The organism is Pseudomonas putida S13.1.2 (assembly GCF_000498395.2).
In the GTDB taxonomy this organism is placed as follows: Bacteria; Pseudomonadota; Gammaproteobacteria; order Pseudomonadales; family Pseudomonadaceae; genus Aquipseudomonas; species Aquipseudomonas putida_Q.
On sequence record NZ_CP010979.1, the window covers coordinates 6,068,930 to 6,088,120 of the forward strand.

Genomic DNA, 19,191 nt, shown 5'->3' on the forward strand with positions numbered 1-19,191 from the left:
CGAAATGAGTGAAGCGATCAAGCAGCCTGCCGGCCCCGAAGGCATCATCCAGATGCAGGGTGTGAACAAGTGGTACGGCCAGTTCCATGTGCTAAAGGACATCAACCTGAACGTGCGCCAGGGCGAACGCATCGTGTTGTGCGGGCCGTCCGGCTCGGGCAAGTCCACCACCATCCGTTGCCTCAACCGCCTGGAAGAACACCAGCAGGGGCGCATCGTGGTTGATGGCGTGGAGCTGACCAACGACCTGAAGCAGATCGAGGCCATCCGCCGTGAAGTGGGCATGGTGTTCCAGCACTTCAACCTGTTCCCGCACCTGAGCATTCTGGAAAACTGCACCTTGGCGCCGATGTGGGTGCGCAAGATGCCGCGGCGCAAGGCCGAGGAAATTGCCATGCACTACCTGGAGCGCGTGCGTATTCCCGAGCAGGCGCACAAGTACCCGGGGCAGCTGTCGGGTGGCCAACAGCAGCGTGTGGCGATTGCCCGTGCGCTGTGCATGAAGCCGAAGATCATGCTGTTCGACGAGCCGACCTCGGCGCTTGACCCGGAAATGGTCAAGGAAGTGCTCGATACCATGGTCGGCCTGGCCGAGGATGGCATGACCATGCTCTGCGTGACCCACGAGATGGGCTTTGCCCGCACCGTGGCGAACCGGGTGATCTTCATGGACAAGGGGGAGATCGTGGAGCAGGCGGCGCCGGATGACTTCTTCGACCGGCCGCGCAGCGACCGGACCAGGTTGTTCCTGAGCCAGATTCTGCACTGATGTAAGCAAGGGTCGCCCATCGGGGCGGCTGACGCGGTCCCTGTAGGAGCGGCCTTGTGTCGCGATGGGGCGCGTAGCGGCCCCGGGATTTCAGCTCCGCCGCTGTTATTGCCGGGGCCGCGCTGCGGCCCGATCGCGACACAAGGCCGCTCCTACACGAGTTACCCCGTACAGATTTATTTCTCTTCTGGATTGGCAGCCGGCGCCGGCGGCGGCCGCAGCCCCACCTCGGCAATCAGCTTCAACTGCTGCCCATTGCGCATCACCTCGATGGTGATCTTCTCGTTGGGCTTGATCCGCGCCACCTGGTTCATCGACTTGCGCCCGTCACCGGCCGGTTCGCCGTTGATGCTCAGGATCACGTCACCCAGTTGCAACCCAGCCTTGGCCGCCGGCCCTTCGCGGAAGATACCTGCCACCACGATACCTGGGCGGTCCTTCATGCCGAACGATTCAGCCAGCTCCTGGCTCAACGGTTGCACCTCGATGCCCAGCCAGCCACGGATCACCTGGCCGTGCTCGACGATCGACTTCATCACCTCCAGTGCCAGTTTCACCGGGATGGCGAAGCCGATGCCCTGCGAACCACCGGACTTGGAGAAGATGGCGGTGTTGATGCCGACCAGGTTGCCACTGGCATCGACCAGCGCGCCACCCGAGTTGCCGGGGTTGATCGCTGCGTCGGTCTGGATGAAGTCTTCGTAGTTGTTCAGGCCCAGCTGGTTACGGCCGGTAGCGCTGATGATACCCATGGTCACGGTCTGGCCGACACCGAACGGGTTGCCGATGGCCAGTGACACGTCGCCAATGTGAATGGTGTCGGAACGGCCGATGGTGATCGCCGGCAGGTTCTTCAAGTCGATCTTCAGCACCGCCAGGTCGGTTTCCGGGTCGCTGCCGATCACGCGGGCCAGGGTTTCGCGGCCATCTTTCAAGGCCACGACGATCTGGTCGGCGCCGCTGGTGACATGGTTGTTGGTCAGCAGGTAGCCCTCGGGGCTCATGATCACCGCCGAGCCCAGGCTCGACTCCCAGCGGCGCTGCTTGGGCAGGTTGTCGCCGAAGAAACGGCGGAACTGCGGGTCTTCGAACAGTGGATGAGCGCTCTTGTTCACCACCTTGGTGGTGTACAGGTTGACCACTGCAGGGGCAGCCAGCGTCACGGCGTCGGCGTACGACACCGGGCCTTGCATGATCCGCGTGGTCTGCGGTGCCTGTTGCAGGTTGACGTCCTGGCTGGGCAGGCCTACCCACTCCGGGAAGCGCTGGATGATCAGCATGGCGATCAGTACGCCGGTAAGCAGGGGCCAGCCAAAGTAACGCAAAGCCTTGAACATGAACGAATCCTGGAAAGAGCGAGGGCCAGTGGCCGCGCAGTGGGGCATGAGCGCGCGCGATCATACACCGGTTCCCCCAGTGCCGGCGACGGCCCATAATGGCCGGCATTATACGGGCGTTCCATTGGCGTTGCGCCCGAGAAAAGCGCAGTTTTCGAGGAGATTTTCATGGCCGTCGCTCTAAACACCCTGGTCGAGGAAGCCGAGCGTTACCTGGGCAGCGCGAAGATTCAGGATTATTGCCCCAATGGCCTGCAAGTGGAGGGCCGGCCGCAGGTCAGCCGGATCGTCAGCGGCGTTACCGCCAGCCAGGCGTTGCTGGATGCTGCGGTCGAGGCCCAGGCCGACCTGGTGCTGGTGCACCATGGTTATTTCTGGAAGGGGGAGAATCCGTGCATTACCGGTATCCGCCAGCGTCGGCTGAAAACCTTGCTGAACAACGACATCAGCCTGCTGGCGTTTCACCTGCCGCTGGATGTGCACCCGGAGGTGGGCAACAACGTGCAGCTGGCGCGGCAACTGGACATCACCGTCGAAGGGCCGCTGGACCCGGAGAACCCCAAGGTGGTCGGGTTGGTCGGCTCATTGGCTGAACCTGTGACTGCGCGCGATTTTGCCCGGCGGGTTCAGGAAGTGCTGGGGCGTGAGCCGTTGCTGGTGGAGGGGGAGCAGATGATCCGCCGGGTCGGCTGGTGCACCGGTGGCGGGCAGGGTTACATCGACACGGCGATTGCGGCCGGGGTGGACCTGTACCTGACCGGCGAGGCGTCGGAGCAGACCTACCACAGTGCGCGCGAGAATGGCGTCAGCTTCATTGCTGCCGGGCACCATGCCACCGAGCGTTACGGGGTGCAGGCGCTGGGTGATTACCTGGCGCGGCGGTTTGCCGTGGAGCACCTGTTCATCGATTGCCCCAATCCCATCTGATATCAGCATTGCCTGCTTCGCGGGCTCGCCCGCTCCCACAGGGATCGCACCAAGCCTGGGGGGCAATACCTGTGGGAGCGGGCGAGCCCGCGAAAGGGCCGGGCCTGGCAGCCCAAACCCGCAGTCATATCGTTAGACCTTTTCGATCTAGCCCGCCTCCTAAATAGAAGCAGCCGCTGTGATAAAGTGGCTCGCTCGAACACGGCCCGCAGGCCGTCCATAAGATCGTTTTTCGTGAGTAGCCATGGTCGACAAACTGACGCACTTGAAACAGCTGGAGGCGGAAAGCATCCACATTATCCGCGAGGTGGCCGCCGAGTTCGACAACCCGGTGATGCTGTACTCGATCGGCAAGGATTCCGCCGTGATGCTGCACCTGGCGCGCAAGGCCTTCTTCCCGGGCAAGCTGCCGTTCCCGGTGATGCACGTCGACACCCAGTGGAAATTCCAGGAGATGTACAGCTTCCGCGACAAGATGGTCGAGGAAATGGGCCTGGAACTGATCACCCACGTCAACCCTGAGGGTGTGGCGCAGGGCATCAACCCGTTCACCCATGGCAGCTCCAAGCACACCGACATCATGAAGACCCAGGGCCTGAAGCAGGCACTGGACAAGCATGGTTTCGACGCCGCCTTCGGTGGCGCGCGCCGCGACGAAGAGAAGTCGCGGGCCAAAGAACGTGTGTATTCGTTCCGCGACAGCAAGCACCGCTGGGACCCGAAGAACCAGCGCCCCGAGCTGTGGAACGTGTACAACGGCAAGGTCAACAAAGGCGAGTCGATCCGCGTCTTCCCGCTGTCGAACTGGACCGAGCTGGACATCTGGCAGTACATCTACCTTGAAGGCATCCCGATCGTGCCGCTGTACTTCGCCGCCGAGCGTGAAGTCATCGAGAAGAACGGCACCCTGATCATGATCGACGACGAGCGCATCCTCGAACACCTCTCCGAGGAAGAGAAAGCCCGTATCGTCAAGAAGAAGGTGCGTTTCCGTACCCTTGGCTGCTACCCACTGACGGGCGCTGTCGAGTCGGAAGCCGAGACCCTGACGGACATCATTCAGGAAATGCTCCTGACCCGAACGTCCGAACGCCAGGGCCGTGTCATCGACCACGATGGCGCCGGTTCCATGGAAGACAAGAAACGCCAAGGCTACTTCTAATTTCAGGGTTACTCCATGTCGCACCAATCTGATCTGATCAGCGAGGACATCCTCGCCTACCTGGCCCAGCACGAGCGCAAGGAACTGCTGCGCTTCCTGACCTGCGGCAACGTTGACGATGGCAAGAGCACCCTGATCGGGCGCCTGCTGCACGACTCGAAGATGATCTACGAGGACCACCTCGAAGCCATCACCCGTGATTCGAAGAAGTCCGGCACCACCGGCGAAGAAGTCGACCTGGCACTGCTGGTCGACGGCCTGCAGGCCGAGCGCGAGCAGGGCATCACCATTGATGTCGCCTACCGCTACTTCTCCACCGCCAAGCGCAAGTTCATCATTGCCGACACCCCGGGCCACGAGCAGTACACCCGCAACATGGCCACCGGTGCATCCACCTGTGACCTGGCGATCATCCTGGTGGATGCCCGCTATGGCGTGCAAACCCAGACCCGTCGCCACAGCTACATTGCCTCGCTGCTGGGCATCAAGCACATCGTGGTCGCGGTCAACAAGATGGACCTCAAGGGCTTTGATGAGGGCGTCTTTGAGTCGATCAAGGCCGACTACCTGCAGTTTGCCGAGGCCATCAACCTGACCCCGAGCAGCCTGCAGTTCGTGCCAATGTCGGCGCTCAAGGGCGACAACGTGGTCAACCACAGCGAACAATCGCCGTGGTACACCGGCCCGACGCTGATGGAAATCCTCGAAACCGTCGAGGTTGCGGCCGACCGCAACTTCACCGACTTGCGCTTCCCGGTGCAGTACGTGAACCGCCCGAATCTGAACTTCCGCGGCTTCGCCGGCACCATTGCCAGTGGCGTAGTGCACAAGGGTGACGAAATCGTCGTGCTGCCGTCGGGCAAGAGCAGCCGCGTCAAGTCCATCGTCACCTACGAAGGTGAACTGGAAAACGCCGGCCCAGGCCAGGCCGTGACCCTGACCATGGAAGACGAGATCGACATCTCCCGTGGCGACCTGCTGGTACATGCCGACAACGTACCGCCGGTGACCGACCAGTTCGACGCCATGCTGGTGTGGATGGCCGAAGAGCCGATGCTCCCAGGCAAGAAATACGACATCAAGCGCGCCACCAGCTATGTGCCGGGCTCGATCGCAAGCATTACCCACAAGGTCGATGTGAACACGCTCGAGAAGGACGCAGCCAGCGCGCTGCAACTGAACGAGATCGGGCGTGTCAAGGTGTCGCTGGACAGCGCCATCGCCCTGGACGGCTACGACAGCAACCGCACCACCGGTGCGTTCATCGTCATCGACCGCCTGACCAACGGCACCGTTGGCGCTGGCATGATCATCGCTCCGCCTGTTCTGCCACACGGCAGCACCGGCCAGCATGGCAAGCAGGCCCACGTGTCTACCGAAGAGCGCGCCCTGCGCTTCGGCCAGCAGCCTGCCACCGTGCTGTTCAGCGGCCTGTCCGGCGCTGGCAAGAGCACCCTGGCCTATGCCGTGGAGCGCAAGCTGTTCGACATGGGCCGTGCGGTATACGTGCTCGACGGCCAGAACCTGCGCCACGACCTGAACAAGGGCTTGCCGCAAGACCGCGCCGGTCGCACCGAAAACTGGCGCCGCGCCGCCCATGTGGCCCGCCAGTTCAACGAGGCCGGCCTGCTGACCCTGGCTGCGTTCGTGGCCCCGGATGCCGAAGGCCGCGAACAGGCCAAGGCCCTGATCGGCAAAGAGCGCCTGGTGACCGTTTACGTCCAGGCCTCGCCGCTGGCTTGCCGTGAGCGCGACCCGCAAGGCCTGTACGCTGCCGGTGGCGAAAACATCCCGGGCGAAAGCTTCCCGTTCGATGTGCCGCTGGATGCCGACCTGGTGATCGACACCCAGTCCACCAGCGTGGACGAAGGTGTGAAACAGGTGCTGGACGTGCTGCGTCAGCGCGGCGCTATCTAAGCGCTGGCCTGCAAGAAAAAACCCGCTTCGGCGGGTTTTTTTATGCGCGTAATCCTTGGGTTGTGCGGAGCCTTTAAGGCCAACCGCTTTGTTGAGAATCTGAAAGTTTGCGCGATCACTGTAGGAGCGGCTTTAGCCGCGAACACCGGCAGAGCCGGTGCCATGTACCGCCGCTGGGCAGGCTAGTTAATTTTAATTCTGAACACTGCAAGACGCTTTGACGCTCTCCATTCCAAGATGCGCGCCATGACCTGCTCGGAGCATCTTCCCCGTTCTTCCTCGGGGTAATAGATAAGGTCAGCGCCATCAGGATGTTCAACCACTTCGATAAAGTGTTCCAGCAATCGATCCTGCCAAGCACGCGAGCCTGTCGCCTGAATCAACGCCTCAACAAGCGAGCGGAACTCATCGTATGAATAGTCGGCCAGGCAGTGTTTCAGACGGATCACCATGGCGTCTCCGATGAAAGCGCGTATTGCATGGCGCTCATGATCCGCAGGTTTTCAGCGTCGTACATCAACCCACCCCACTCGGGCGGGTTCAAGTGGCATATCTGATAAGAGCGTAGACGCTTTACCGTCTCATGGAATGGCGCCCGAGGGGGCCAGCCTTTCTTGAGACGGTTGAGTTGGGCGGGGATGAATTGCTGGCTGTAGATTGGGTCTTCTGCAATTGCCAGCCAGAAGGATTGGCAGAAATGGTCGAAGCTGTGGAATGTACGACTTTCGAGTTTACGGATGATGAATTCTGGAAGAAGGCTGGCCATAGAGTCGTCCCTGAGTGAAAGGCAGGGAAAGTGTGCCCGAGGGCGAATTTGATTTATGTCAGAGGTAGGCTGTATGTCAGTAGGAACGTTCCCGATGATTGGAAGGAGTTTTCTTAAGTATGCTTTTCCTACACGGGAATTTGCCTTTTTCCTTTGCCGTTTCGTAGGGCAAGCTCCTGGTTGGATTCAACAAATTGTTTTAGGCGTTTCTCCAGAATATCCGGTCCGAATAGATTGAGACCCTGGGTTATCAGGGTCTCAATCTATTTAGTTGGCTTTGAAACCTACTTTGCCATTGGCCAGGCGCCAGGTTTCGACGATTTCAAGTACTTGTTCAGGCTCGCCCCGGTTGCTGCCTTGCGGTCTAAAAAACAGGTCACTCCCAGACGGATGCTCGGTAATTTTCTCAAAAAGCTCGATCAAAGGTACTAGTACGTTGTCTGGCTCATCCTCGATAGCTGTATTAATCATTTGGAGGAAAACAAGGAACTCTTGCTTTGTGTAATCTTCAAATTTGTTTTTCAAGATTGCTTTTTCCATAGTGAATATGATTGTGAGCTTTGGGTGTCAAAATTATTAAATTGTCCATATCATATACGCCTCCCTGCTTGCTGATTGGTACAACGTGGTGAATTTCGTGAGAGCGTTTGCTCATGTACTCATCATCTCTGTCGACCCAGGGCGAATATCCGTGTTTTTTCATTCGACGGATGTCTTGGGGGCTAAACTGCTTGGACAGCTCGGGGTCATTAGCCACCGCCTTCCAAAACTGCCGTCGGAACGCGTCAAAACTCCCGTATTCATTCCCTCTGAGAAGATCAGCAATCTGAGCAGGAATTGGAGCCCCTTCGAGGCTGGCTGCAGATTTACGCCACGTATCTGATACCTGTGTACCATTTCCGGTCGATGTACCTGCCTCGTACCGCGGGCTTTTGAACACCACCAGAATAGGCGGTAATCCCGAGTCCATGGGGAAGGTGATGATCAGCCGCTCCTGATCCAGCAAATCCAGCGCCGGGTAACCCTCTGTTTCGGTTCTCACGGGGTTCAGGGTACTGCCGGTGTAAACGACGGTACCGGGTGGCGCTGGCGGCAAGCTGGTAGAGCTTCCATCTTCACCGCCCGGCGCGCTTGCAGGTGTCCAGGTCAAAATCCGCTGCGGGTTATCCAGTGCCAGGCTGTAGACCTGCCGCTCACTGTCGAATGTCGCAGCGCGTACCGGTACCGGTTTGCCCCCAGGCACGACATACAGGTCCATGCCATTTTCGTGCTCGGATCCAGCCAGCAGATACGGCAGGTCGATGCTGGTTGCTGACGCTGCCAAAGTTGCTAGGTCAGGCTCCCCGGGCGGCGTAAGGCTGGCTAGCGGGGTGCTGATCAGATAACGGCGCTCACTGTTACCCAGCGTTGACGGCCAGGCCATCGCAAGGGTGCCTACTGCAAGCGAAGGGATTGTCGTCGCAACAAGGCGGGCAATCGCGGCTGCGATTGCTTCACCCAAAGCCGAGTAAGCCGCTTCGGCTACTGCAAAAGAGGTAGCACCAATGGGGATGATGGCCGGCGTCAGTCCCGCCAAGCGCGCTTCATTGATATAGGAAATGCTCCGCCGCAGAGCCTCCTGCCTTTGCCGCTCGGCTTCTGCAGCCAAGCGCTCGGCTTCTGCAGCCAAGCGCTCGGCTTCTGCAGCCAAGCGCTCAGCTTCGGCCTGCTGGCGTGCAGCTTCTTCCTGTGCAGCGAGTTGGCCTTGAAGGTTTTCCACCTCCGCAGCGCGCTGCATCAGGTTTTGCGTCGCACCTGCATATACGCCCAGGAATCTGATCGATTCGGTTAGCGCCAGTGCGAGATGGTATTCCTGCCAGCGCGGGCCAGCCCGGCGTAATCGTTGTTCATCTACAAGATGCAAAAGCCCTTCAAGTTGAGGCTTCGACAGGGGGGCGTTGATGCGGGGATTTTGATCATGGTACAGCGGTATTTGTGATTGCTTGGTCTGCACCAAGGCAGCAGCGGTTGCAAGGTAGGCACTGAAGGTTTGAACGAGCGTGAGCGTGTCGGAAATGACGGTTTGCCCCAACTCATGCTGAAGAACGTTGGGTAAACAATCGAAATGTATTTGCCGCTCTGCGTGAATCTGAGCTGTTTGACGCGCGATCATCTCCAGAAGATTCAGAGGCTGATGGTTAAGCTCCTCCTGATCCACTTGCCTTGCGAGGCCCTCAAGTTCGTCTGCGAGCGCTTGGTGTTTTTGAGCTTCGATGTGTAAACGGTATGTGCCTTCCCACGACCTCTGCAGTCTTGTGGCCCATTCCACACCTAGCTCCTGGCCTGTTGTTGCTGCGAAGAACCCCGGGTCCAGAAACCGGCTCATCATTGAGTCGCCGCGTTTGTAGAATGCGGGTACGCCAAAGTAATTATTGGCATCAGGTAGAATCTGCAAATAACCGTCACGAATCTGACTGATTCGTAATGACAGGATTTGTTGTTCTGTTGAAAGGGTGGATGTTGCGCCGTTTGTACTGTTCGCCTCGGCTCTGATCTGGGCCTTCAGTGCAGTAATGGTTTCAGGGATCTGGTTTACTTCGTGAGCATATTTGTCCGAATAGTCCTTCTCGATAATCTGAAATTCTTCTGTCAGCACTCTGCGAGTGGAAATGACCCGTGCGATGTCATTTTTGGTTGGGCTGGTGCCTCGTGGATAACCATCGCTTAGCCCCCAGCCACCTGCGCCCGGTCCACCACCACCGCCACCAATCAAACTTAGTTCGGCACCTGTTGGTGCTTGCGCACTGATAAACAGCGCTTCATCGAGATAATACGTGTTGTCCCGTGCCATGTAGGTTCTCCTGGTCACTACACGGCATAGCTTTAAACGTATTGAATTCGCGGTATGTCAGCTGCGGCCTGTCAATCGGTAGGAAGCTTCCTGGTGCTCGGAAAGGTCTGTCTTAGATGTGTTTTTCCGACACAGGTATTACCCTTTTCTCCTTCACCGCCTTGTAGGAAAAACTCGAATAGATCTCCTTCACCCCCGGCAGCCGCTGCAGCACTTCCCGGGTGAATTCCCCGAACGACTCCAGGTCCCGCGCCAGGATCTCCAGCAAAAAGTCATAGCGCCCGGAGATGTTGTGGCAGGCGACGATTTCGGGAATCTCCATCAGCCGCTGCTCGAACGCCAGCGCCATGTCCTTGGTGTGCGAGTCCATCATGATGCTGACGAACGCGGTCACGCCAAACCCCAGCGACTTGGGCGAGAGGATCGCCTGGTAGCCGGTGATGTAGCCGTTGTCTTCCAGCAGTTTGACCCGACGCCAGCAGGGCGAAGTGGTCAACGCCACCTGGTCGGCAAGTTCGGCAATGGTCAGGCGGGCATTGTCCTGCAAGGCGGCAAGCAGGGCGCGGTCGGTGCGGTCGAGGCTTGAAGGCATATTTTGCCCTCCTGGTCCGTTAATTGTTGTTTTTGTTCCAGCAAGCACGCAGATGCGTGGGCTATTTTGGAAAAAATCGGGCAGCTCGGTGGCATAAGCTTATAACAAACCACAAGAGGCTGTTGCCATGCGCGGCTCCCATAACAACACCGGTTTTTCCACACGGGCCATTCACCATGGCTACGACCCGCTTTCCCACGGTGGTGCCCTGGTGCCACCGGTGTACCAGACCGCTACCTATGCCTTTCCCACCGTTGAATACGGCGCTGCCTGCTTCGCCGGGGAAGAGGCTGGGCACTTCTACAGCCGCATCTCCAACCCCACCTTGGCCTTGCTTGAGCAACGCATGGCCTCGCTGGAGGGCGGTGAGGCGGGATTGGCGCTGGCGTCGGGGATGGGCGCGATTACATCGACCCTCTGGACCTTGCTGCGGCCCGGTGATGAACTGATCGTCGGGCGTACGTTGTATGGCTGTACCTTCGCGTTCCTGCACCATGGCATTGGCGAGTTCGGGGTCAAGATTCAGCATGTCGACCTCAACGACGCCAAGGCCCTTAAAGCGGCGATCAACAGTAAAACGCGGATGATCTACTTCGAAACCCCGGCCAACCCCAACATGCAACTGGTGGATATAGCGGCGGTCGTCGAGGCAGTGCGAGGGCAAGATGTGCTTGTGGTGATCGACAACACCTACTGCACGCCGTACTTGCAGCGGCCACTGGAGCTGGGGGCCGACCTGGTGGTGCATTCGGCGACCAAATACCTCAGTGGCCATGGTGATATCACTGCGGGCCTGGTGGTGGGGCGCAAGGCTTTGGTCGACCGCATTCGGCTGGAAGGGCTTAAAGACATGACCGGGGCAGCCTTGTCACCGCATGACGCTGCGTTGTTGATGCGTGGTATCAAGACCTTGGCGTTGCGCATGGACCGGCATTGCGCCAACGCCCTGGAGGTCGCGCAGTTCCTGGCCGGGCAGCCCCAGGTGGAGCTGATCCACTACCCGGGCTTGCCGTCGTTTGCCCAGTACGAACTGGCACAGCGGCAGATGCGTTTGCCGGGCGGGATGATTGCCTTTGAGCTCAAGGGCGGTATCGAGGCCGGGCGGCGCTTCATGAATGCCCTGCAGCTTTTTGCCCGGGCGGTGAGCCTGGGGGATGCCGAGTCGCTGGCACAGCACCCGGCGAGCATGACGCACTCCAGTTACACGCCGCAGGAGCGGGCCCATCACGGGATATCGGAAGGGTTGGTGCGGTTGTCGGTGGGGCTGGAGGATGTGGAAGACCTGCTGGCGGACATCGAGCAGGCGTTGCTGGCTTGCAGGTAGTTTGCCTGTACCGGCCTCTTCGCGGGCACGCCCGCTCCCACAGGTATTTCACAGCATCCGAAATCTGTGAAATACCTGTGGGAGCGGGCGTGCCCGCGAAGAGGCCGGTAAACCCAGCCCACAAAAAAGGCCTCTCGCGAGGCCTTTGGCATGTTCAGCAGATCAACGCTTGAGCCCGTAGCTCTCGTCGAGCATGCCCGGCGAGTTCGGCGCTTTTGGCGCATAGTCGCGCGGCACTTCGGCGGTGTCCTTCGGCGGGGTCAGGCGGTCACGTGGGCCTTGCGGCGCTTCGGAATGCAGGGCAGCCAGCAGGCGCTGGCGAGTGACATCATCCAGGGCCAGGCTGTTCGCGCCTTCGGCCAGGTGATCCTGTACGTCCTGGTAGCTCTGGGTCAGTTTCTTGACCAGCATGGCAGTGCTGTTGAAGTGGGTGACCACTTCGTTCTGGTAGCTGTCGAAGCGCTTCTGGATATCATCCAGTTGGCGCTGGGTGTTGCTGGGCGCTGCGTTGGGCAGCAGGCGGGCAACAATGAAACCGACCGCCACGCCGATGACCAGGGCCAGGGTTGGCAACAACCAAACAAGGAGCGAGAGTTCCACGAGTCCTTCCTCTATAAACGGCTTTGCTTTACGTTAACGGCTCAGACCTGCGCTGTATACCGCGAGCGATCGCAAATCAGAACAGAATTCCTCACCTAGACGAATCGACCCTTCCCGAGGTCACGGAGTAGTGCCTTGCTTGTCCGCGAAACCCCCTTGTTCATCGATGGCCCCGCCGGCCAGCTGGAAGCCTTGTACCTGGACGTGGCTGAGGCCCGTGGCGCGGTGCTTATCTGCCACCCCAACCCGGTCCAGGGCGGCACCATGCTCAACAAGGTGGTCTCGACCCTGCAACGCACCGCCCGCGATGCCGGCTACGTGACCCTGCGTTTCAACTACCGTGGCGTCGGCCAGAGCGCCGGCAGCCATGACATGGGGGCCGGCGAAGTGGCCGATGCCGAGGCCGCCGCCGCCTGGCTGCGCGCCAGGCACCCCGACCTGCCACTGGTGCTGATGGGCTTCTCGTTCGGCGGTTTCGTTGCCACCAGCCTGGCCGGCCGCCTGGAAGCCGCCGGGGTAACGCTGCAACACTTGTTCATGATTGCCCCGGCAGTGATGCGCCTGACGGCCGAATTCCCGCTGCCACAGCACTGCCCGATCACTGTGGTGCAGCCAGATGCCGACGAAGTGGTCGCGCCGCAGCTGGTTTACGAATGGTCCGACAGCCTGTCGCGCCCCCATGAGCTGCTGAAAGTGGCAGAATGCGGACACTTCTTCCATGGCAAGCTGACCGATCTGAAGGATCTGCTGCTGCCGCGCCTTTCGAACTGAGCCAAGCCTGAATAAGCGAACACCCATGACCACGCGCATTCTTACCGGTATCACCACCACCGGCACTCCGCACCTGGGCAACTACGCCGGCGCCATTCGCCCTGCGATCCGTGCCAGCGAGCAGCCCGGTGCCGACTCGTTCTACTTCCTGGCCGACTACCACGCCCTGATCAAGTGCGACGACCCGCTGCGTATCCAGCGTTCGCGCCTGGAAATCGCCGCCACCTGGCTGGCCGGTGGCCTGGACCCGGACAAGGTGACCTTCTACCGCCAGTCCGACATCCCGGAAATCCCCGAGCTGACCTGGCTGCTGACCTGCGTGGCCGCCAAGGGCCTGCTGAACCGCGCGCATGCCTACAAGGCCTCGGTGGACAAGAACGTCGAGAACGGCGAAGACCCGGACGCCGGCGTGACCATGGGCCTGTTCAGCTACCCGGTGCTGATGGCCGCGGACATCCTGATGTTCAACGCCCACAAGGTGCCGGTCGGCCGTGACCAGATCCAGCACGTGGAAATGGCCCGCGACATCGGCCAGCGCTTCAACCACCTGTTCGGCCAGGGCCAGGACTTCTTCGCCCTGCCAGAGGCGGTGATCGAGGAAAGCGTGGCCACGCTGCCAGGCCTGGACGGGCGCAAGATGTCCAAGAGCTATGACAACACCATCCCGTTGTTCACCAGCGCCAAGGACATGAAAGACGCCATCTCGCGCATCGTTACCGACTCGCGCGCGCCGGGTGAAGCGAAAGACCCGGACAACTCGCACCTGTTCACCCTGTACCAGGCCTTCTCGACGCCGGAGCAATGCGCCGGGTTCCGCGAAGAGCTGTTGCAGGGCCTGGGCTGGGGCGATGCCAAGCAGCGCCTGTTCCAGTTGCTGGATGGCCAGCTGGCTGAAAAACGCGAGTACTACCACCAGCTGATCGCCCGCCCGGCGGACCTGGAAGACATCCTGCTGGCCGGCGCCGCCAAGGCCCGCAAGATTGCCACGCCATTCCTTGAGCAGCTGCGCGAGGCCGTGGGCCTGCGGTCGTTCCGCAGCAGCGTGCAGGCCAGCACCGAAGTGAAGAAGAAGGCTGCCAAGAGCGCACGGTTCGTCAGCTTCCGTGACGAAGACGGCAGCTTCCGCTTCCGCCTGCTGGCCGCTGACGGTGAGCAACTGTTGCTGTCGCGCAGCTTCGCTGACGGCAAGAATGCCGGCGCCGTGAGCAAGCAGCTGCAGCAGGGTGGCGAGGCCGATGTGCGGGTCGAAGGCCTGAGCTTCGGCCTGTGGCTCAACGGCGAGCAGGTTGCCGACGGGCCGCAGTTCGACAGCGCCGAAGCTCGTGATGCGGCTATTCAAAGCCTGCGTGACACCTTGGCCCCCCAGCAGGACTGAGGCTGTCGAACTGTGGGAGCGGGCGCGCCCGCTCCCACAGACTGATTGCCATTAAGCGGGCCTGTCGCTACAGTGACGGCCCGTTTTTTGTTGCCTCGCTAACGAATTATGACTCCCTTAGAACGCTATCAAGCAGATCTGAAACGTCCCGACTTCTTCCATGACGCGGCGCAGGAAACTGCGGTGCGTCACCTGCAGCGCCTGTACGACGACCTGGTACAAGCGCAGAACAACAAGCCTGGTGTGTTCGGCAAGCTGTTCGGCAAGAAGGAGCAGACCCCGGTCAAGGGCCTGTACTTCTGGGGTGGGGTAGGGCGAGGCAAGACCTACCTGGTCGACACTTTCTACGAAGCGCTGCCGTTCAAGCAGAAGATGCGTACGCACTTCCACCGCTTCATGAAGCGCGTGCACGAGGAAATGAAAACCCTCAAGGGCGAGAAGAACCCGCTGACCATCATCGCCAAGCGTTTCAGCGACGAAGCCAGGGTGATCTGTTTCGACGAGTTCTTCGTGTCGGACATTACCGACGCCATGATCCTCGGCACCCTGATGGAAGAGCTGTTCAAGAACGGCGTGTCGCTGGTGGCCACCTCCAACATCGTGCCGGATGGCCTGTACAAGGACGGCCTGCAACGCGCACGCTTCCTGCCAGCCATTGCCATGATCAAGCAGTTTACCGACGTGGTGAACGTTGACAGTGGGGTCGACTACCGTCTGCGTCACCTGGAGCAGGCCGAACTGTTCCACTACCCGCTCAACGATGCGGCGTACCAGAGCATGCGTGCCAGCTTCAAGGCGCTGACGCCTGAGTGCACCCAGGCGGTCGAGAACGATGTGCTGATGATCGAGAACCGTCCGATCAATGCCCTGCGCACCTGCGACGATGTCGCCTGGTTCGACTTCCGCGCCCTCTGCGATGGGCCGCGCAGCCAGAACGACTATATCGAACTGGGCAAGATCTTCCACGCCGTGCTGCTGAGCAATGTGGAGCAGATGGGGGTCGCCACCGACGACATCGCCCGCCGCTTCATCAACATGGTGGACGAGTTCTACGACCGCAACGTCAAGCTGATCATCTCGGCCGAAGTGGAGCTCAAAGACCTGTACACCGGCGGGCGCCTGAGCTTCGAGTTCCAGCGCACCCTGAGCCGGTTGCTGGAGATGCAGTCGCACGAATTCCTGTCGCGCGCGCACAAGCCCTAAGCCCTTGGGGCCGCTTTGCGGCCCATTCGCGGCACAAGGCCGCGCCTACAAGAGAGCGCGTACCCGCATGGAATCGCGTTCCCCTGTAGGATCGGCCTTGTGCCGCGATGGGCTGCAAAGCAGCCCCATGGCCCTCAAGCCTCTTGCATGAACTGCTGCCGATACTGGTTCGGCGACAGCTCGGTGTGCTGGCGGAACAGCCGCGCAAAGAAACTGGCATCGTCATAGCCAACTTCGTAGCTGATGGTCTTGATGCTCTTGCGCGTGCTCGACAACAACCCCTTGGCGGTCTCGATCCGCAGCCGTTGCAGGTAGTGCAGGGGCTTGTCACCCGTCGCGCCCTGGAAGCGGCGCATGAAGTTACGGATGCTCATGCCGTGGTTGCGGGCGACGTCCTCGAAGCGGAACTTGTCGGCGAAGTGTTCCTCCAGCCAGTGCTGGATCTGCAGGATGATCAGGTCCTGGTGCAGCTTCTGCCCGCCAAAGCCCATGCGCCCCGGGGTGTAGTTGCGCTGCACTTCGTAGAGGATATCGCGGGATACGGCGCGGGCCACGTTGGCGCCGCAGAAGCGCTCGATCAGGTAGATGTACAGGTCGCAGGCCGACGTGGCGCCGCCGGCGCAATAGATATTGTCGGCGTCGGTCAGGTGCTTGTCCTGGTTCAGCCGGATCTTCGGGAAGCGTTCGGCAAAGCTGGTGAAGAAGCGCCAGTAGGTCGTCGCTTCCTTGCCGTCGAGCAGGCCGGATTCGGCCAGCCAGAACACACCACTGGCCTCGGCGCACAGCACCGCACCGCGGGCATGCTGTTCACGCAGCCATGGCAGCACCTGTGGATAACGTTGCAGGAGGTTGTCGAAATCGTCCCAGTAGGCCGGGAGGATGATCACATCGGCGTCGTCCAGGCCACCGTCGACCGGTAGCTGCACATTGCTGAAGCTGTCCACGGGCTGGCCGTCGGGGCTCACCAGGCAGATCTCGAACATGGGCTGCAAGCCCAGGCCCAGCTGCTTGCTGTAGCGCAGGCTGGCGAGATGGAAGAAGTCCTTGGCCTGCATCAAGGTCGAAGCAAACACCTTGTCAATGGCCAGGATGCTGACGCGCCGCAGCGACGCGGAGGGTTGGGTAAACATCATTGTCATTGTTCTTATAGGGTAGAGTGGTCAATCACCGGCTGGATCGTCTTATTTTTTGGCGATTGTGTCTACCCCGTGTCGCCGCGGGGCTGCAAGGCAGCCCCTTGCAGCTCAAGGCGCCGGGTTCGGCTGCGCCTGGTGTATGGCTTCGATCGCCGCCAGCAACTCATCACTCAGGCTCAGCTCGAGGCTCGCCAGGTTGCTGTCCAGCTGTTGCAGGCTGGTCGCGCCAATGATGTTGCTGGTCACGAACGGCTGCCGGGTGACGAACGCCAGGGCCATCTGCGCCGGGTCCAGGCCGTGCTCGCGGGCCAGTTGCACGTAACGGCTGCAGGCTGACACGGTCTGCGGGTTGGAGTAGCGGGCAAAGCGGCTGAACAGGGTCAGGCGCGCGTTGTCCGGCCGTGCGCCGTTCTCGTACTTGCCCGAGAGCATGCCGAAGGCCAGCGGCGAATAGGCCAGCAGGCCGCACTGCTCACGGATGGCCACTTCAGCCAGGCCCACCTCGAAGCTGCGGTTGAGCAGGTTGTACGGGTTCTGGATCGACACCGCCCGCGGCCAGCCCCGGCTATCGGCCAGTTGCAGGAACTTCATGGTGCCCCACGGCGTTTCATTGGACAGGCCGATGTGGCGGATCTTGCCCGCACGTACCTGCTCGTCGAGCACCTCAAGGGTTTCTTCCAGCGGGGTGAAGTGGTCCTGGGGCAGGTGCTGGTAGCCCAGCTTGCCGAAGAAGTTGGTGCTGCGTTCCGGCCAGTGCAGCTGGTACAGGTCGATACGGTCGGTCTGCAGGCGCTTCAGGCTCTCCTCCAGCGCCGCGACGATGTGCTGGCGGTTGTGCTTGAGCTGGCCGTCGCGAATGTGGCTGATGCCGTTGCCTGGGCCTGCGACCTTGCTGGCCAGCACCCAGTCGTCGCGATCACCGTTGTCACGGAACCAGTTGCCGATGATGCGCTCGGTGGCCGCGTAGGTTTCCGGGCGCGGCGGCACCGGGTACATCTCGGCGGTGTCGATGAAGTTCACCCCGGCGGCCTTGGCCCGGGCAATCTGTTCGAAGGCTTCGGCCTGAACGTTCTGTTCGCCCCAGGTCATGGTGCCCAGGCACAGGGCGCTGACATTGAGGTCGGTACGGCCGAGCTGGCGGTATTCCATCGGTTAGACACTCCTTGGCAATAGATGCCCATCAAAGCAGGTTGAAATTTTTCTCGCAATCTGGATAATTCAGCCCCTCTCCGCGTGGCGGAAGTGATGCACCATCACGCAGGAAGAACCCCGTCGAACATTGGCGTGCCCGACCCGAGCCCCCAAAAGCGTCTGTGTTCGGCTGCGCGCTTGCCCTTGGCAAGCCGTGCACTATCCAGTAAGATTCGCCGTCTATTTTTCGCTGGGCGGCCTCTGAGGCTTTAGAGAATGAAAACTTTTACTGCTAAACCGGAAACAGTAAAGCGCGAGTGGTTCGTAGTCGACGCCGCTGGCCAGACCCTGGGTCGTCTGGCTACCGAAATCGCTAGCCGTCTGCGTGGCAAACACAAACCAGAATACACCCCTCACGTTGACACCGGCGACTACATCGTCGTTATCAACGCCGAGCAGGTTCGTGTGACTGGTGCCAAGTCTTCCGACAAAATGTACTACTCCCACTCCGGCTTCCCGGGCGGTATCAAGGAAATCAACTTCGAGAAGTTGATCGCCAAGGCCCCTGAGCGTGTTATCGAAACCGCGGTCAAAGGCATGCTGCCTAAGAACCCGCTGGGTCGCGACATGTACCGCAAGCTGAAAGTGTACGCGGGTGCTGCTCACCCACACACTGCTCAGCAGCCTCAAGAACTGAAGATCTAACGGGATAGTTCATTATGTCGGCGACTCAAAATTACGGCACTGGCCGTCGCAAGACCGCAACCGCTCGCGTATTCCTGCGTCCGGGTACTGGTAACATTTCCATCAACAACCGTTCTCTGGACGTGTTCTTCGGTCGCGAAACCGCTCGCATGGTTGTTCGCCAGCCACTCGAGCTGACCGAAACCGTTGAGAAGTTCGACATCTACGTCACCGTTTCCGGTGGTGGTGTCAGCGGTCAAGCCGGTGCGATCCGTCACGGTATCACCCGCGCTCTGATGGAATACGACGAAACCCTGCGTGGCGCTCTGCGTCGTGCTGGCTACGTCACCCGCGACGCTCGTGAAGTCGAGCGTAAGAAAGTGGGTCTGCGTAAAGCGCGTAAGCGTCCTCAGTACTCCAAGCGTTAATACCGCTTCGGCAGTCGAAAAAAGCCCGGTTCCTTGGAACCGGGCTTTTTTTTTGGCTTGAACTAACCTGTCAGCATGTCAGTGGCCGCTTGTCGCATAGACGCAGATCAAGCAAAGCGCGGGTTGTGGCCGTTGCTTGGGTAATCACCTTGTCAGTGTGTGGATTTGTTTCTTACCATGGCTGCCAAATTTTAGTGCCATTGACACAACCTAAGTACGAGCCTGGTTCAACAGGCCAA

At 60.2% G+C, this 19,191-nt stretch carries 19 protein-coding genes; 10 read left to right on the top strand and 9 right to left on the bottom strand.

Going from position 1 to position 19,191, the window contains the following annotated elements; genetic code table 11:
- Positions 1 to 4 precede the first annotated feature (4 nt).
- A complete protein-coding gene (locus N805_RS26810; RefSeq protein ID WP_016498022.1) occupies positions 5 to 769 on the top strand; it encodes an amino acid ABC transporter ATP-binding protein in 765 nt (254 codons plus the stop codon).
- 176 nt (positions 770 to 945) lie between these two features.
- On the opposite strand, the gene algW is transcribed toward N805_RS26810, so the two are convergent.
- Positions 946 to 2,106: a Do family serine endopeptidase AlgW gene (gene algW, locus N805_RS26815; RefSeq protein ID WP_019470616.1), complete on the bottom strand. Its 1,161-nt coding sequence runs from the start codon at positions 2,104 to 2,106 to the stop codon at positions 946 to 948.
- A 168-nt stretch (positions 2,107 to 2,274) separates the two neighbouring features.
- Here algW and N805_RS26820 point away from each other — a divergent pair, with 168 nt between their 5' ends.
- The 3 genes from N805_RS26820 to cysN all read left to right on the top strand — a co-directional run bounded on the left by N805_RS26820 (position 2,275) and on the right by cysN (position 6,112).
- Complete coding sequence (locus N805_RS26820) at positions 2,275 to 3,033, top strand: Nif3-like dinuclear metal center hexameric protein (protein WP_016488994.1); 759 nt, start codon at positions 2,275 to 2,277, stop codon at positions 3,031 to 3,033.
- Positions 3,034 to 3,277: 244 nt separating this feature from the next.
- Entirely contained in the window at positions 3,278 to 4,195 is a 918-nt protein-coding gene (cysD, locus tag N805_RS26825) for a sulfate adenylyltransferase subunit CysD (RefSeq protein ID WP_003251799.1), read from the top strand.
- A gap of 15 nt (positions 4,196 to 4,210) precedes the next feature.
- On the top strand, positions 4,211 to 6,112 hold the full coding sequence (gene cysN, locus N805_RS26830) for a sulfate adenylyltransferase subunit CysN (protein WP_019470617.1): 1,902 nt from the start codon (positions 4,211 to 4,213) through the stop codon (positions 6,110 to 6,112).
- A 182-nt stretch (positions 6,113 to 6,294) separates the two neighbouring features.
- Here the strand turns inward: cysN and N805_RS26835 are convergent, their stop codons facing one another.
- The 5 genes from N805_RS26835 to N805_RS26855 all read right to left on the bottom strand — a co-directional run bounded on the left by N805_RS26835 (position 6,295) and on the right by N805_RS26855 (position 10,300).
- Positions 6,295 to 6,564, bottom strand: coding sequence for a bacteriocin immunity protein (locus tag N805_RS26835; protein ID WP_019470618.1), 270 nt, complete (start codon positions 6,562 to 6,564; stop codon positions 6,295 to 6,297).
- On the bottom strand, positions 6,558 to 6,878 hold the full coding sequence (locus N805_RS26840; protein WP_019470619.1) for a hypothetical protein: 321 nt from the start codon (positions 6,876 to 6,878) through the stop codon (positions 6,558 to 6,560). The genes N805_RS26835 and N805_RS26840 overlap by 7 nt, the downstream gene beginning before the upstream one ends.
- 267 nt (positions 6,879 to 7,145) lie before the next feature.
- On the bottom strand, positions 7,146 to 7,403 hold the full coding sequence (locus N805_RS26845) for a bacteriocin immunity protein (protein ID WP_080956842.1): 258 nt from the start codon (positions 7,401 to 7,403) through the stop codon (positions 7,146 to 7,148).
- A complete protein-coding gene (locus N805_RS26850) occupies positions 7,387 to 9,708 on the bottom strand; it encodes an S-type pyocin domain-containing protein (protein ID WP_019470621.1) in 2,322 nt (773 codons plus the stop codon). The genes N805_RS26845 and N805_RS26850 overlap by 17 nt, the downstream gene beginning before the upstream one ends.
- 112 nt (positions 9,709 to 9,820) lie before the next feature.
- Positions 9,821 to 10,300, bottom strand: coding sequence for an Lrp/AsnC family transcriptional regulator (locus N805_RS26855; RefSeq protein ID WP_012274083.1), 480 nt, complete (start codon positions 10,298 to 10,300; stop codon positions 9,821 to 9,823).
- 127 nt (positions 10,301 to 10,427) lie between these two features.
- Here N805_RS26855 and N805_RS26860 point away from each other — a divergent pair, with 127 nt between their 5' ends.
- On the top strand, positions 10,428 to 11,624 hold the full coding sequence (locus N805_RS26860) for a methionine gamma-lyase (RefSeq protein ID WP_019470622.1): 1,197 nt from the start codon (positions 10,428 to 10,430) through the stop codon (positions 11,622 to 11,624).
- Between the two features lie 162 nt (positions 11,625 to 11,786).
- On the opposite strand, the gene N805_RS26865 is transcribed toward N805_RS26860, so the two are convergent.
- Entirely contained in the window at positions 11,787 to 12,224 is a 438-nt protein-coding gene (locus tag N805_RS26865; protein ID WP_012274081.1) for a YhcB family protein, read from the bottom strand.
- Between the two features lie 135 nt (positions 12,225 to 12,359).
- Between N805_RS26865 and N805_RS26870 the strand changes: the two genes are divergently transcribed.
- The 3 genes from N805_RS26870 to zapE all read left to right on the top strand — a co-directional run bounded on the left by N805_RS26870 (position 12,360) and on the right by zapE (position 15,573).
- Positions 12,360 to 12,995 (top strand): alpha/beta hydrolase, encoded by a 636-nt coding sequence (locus N805_RS26870; protein WP_019473789.1) that lies wholly within the window; start codon positions 12,360 to 12,362, stop codon positions 12,993 to 12,995.
- A 25-nt stretch (positions 12,996 to 13,020) separates the two neighbouring features.
- Positions 13,021 to 14,370 (top strand): tryptophan--tRNA ligase, encoded by a 1,350-nt coding sequence (locus N805_RS26875; RefSeq protein WP_019473788.1) that lies wholly within the window; start codon positions 13,021 to 13,023, stop codon positions 14,368 to 14,370.
- A 108-nt stretch (positions 14,371 to 14,478) separates the two neighbouring features.
- Complete coding sequence (gene zapE / locus N805_RS26880; RefSeq protein ID WP_019474019.1) at positions 14,479 to 15,573, top strand: cell division protein ZapE; 1,095 nt, start codon at positions 14,479 to 14,481, stop codon at positions 15,571 to 15,573.
- Between the two features lie 134 nt (positions 15,574 to 15,707).
- Here zapE and N805_RS26885 read toward each other — a convergent pair whose 3' ends face one another.
- Both N805_RS26885 and N805_RS26890 read right to left on the bottom strand, forming a co-directional pair.
- Positions 15,708 to 16,628, bottom strand: coding sequence for a GlxA family transcriptional regulator (locus N805_RS26885; protein WP_177313756.1), 921 nt, complete (start codon positions 16,626 to 16,628; stop codon positions 15,708 to 15,710).
- 189 nt (positions 16,629 to 16,817) lie between these two features.
- A complete protein-coding gene (locus N805_RS26890) occupies positions 16,818 to 17,858 on the bottom strand; it encodes an NADP(H)-dependent aldo-keto reductase (RefSeq protein ID WP_019471502.1) in 1,041 nt (346 codons plus the stop codon).
- Between the two features lie 258 nt (positions 17,859 to 18,116).
- On the opposite strand from N805_RS26890, the gene rplM reads away from it, so the two are divergent.
- Positions 18,117 to 18,545: a 50S ribosomal protein L13 gene (gene rplM, locus N805_RS26895; protein WP_003260798.1), complete on the top strand. Its 429-nt coding sequence runs from the start codon at positions 18,117 to 18,119 to the stop codon at positions 18,543 to 18,545.
- Between the two features lie 14 nt (positions 18,546 to 18,559).
- A complete protein-coding gene (gene rpsI, locus N805_RS26900; RefSeq protein WP_003260797.1) occupies positions 18,560 to 18,952 on the top strand; it encodes a 30S ribosomal protein S9 in 393 nt (130 codons plus the stop codon).
- The last annotated feature ends 239 nt before the right edge of the window (positions 18,953 to 19,191 follow it).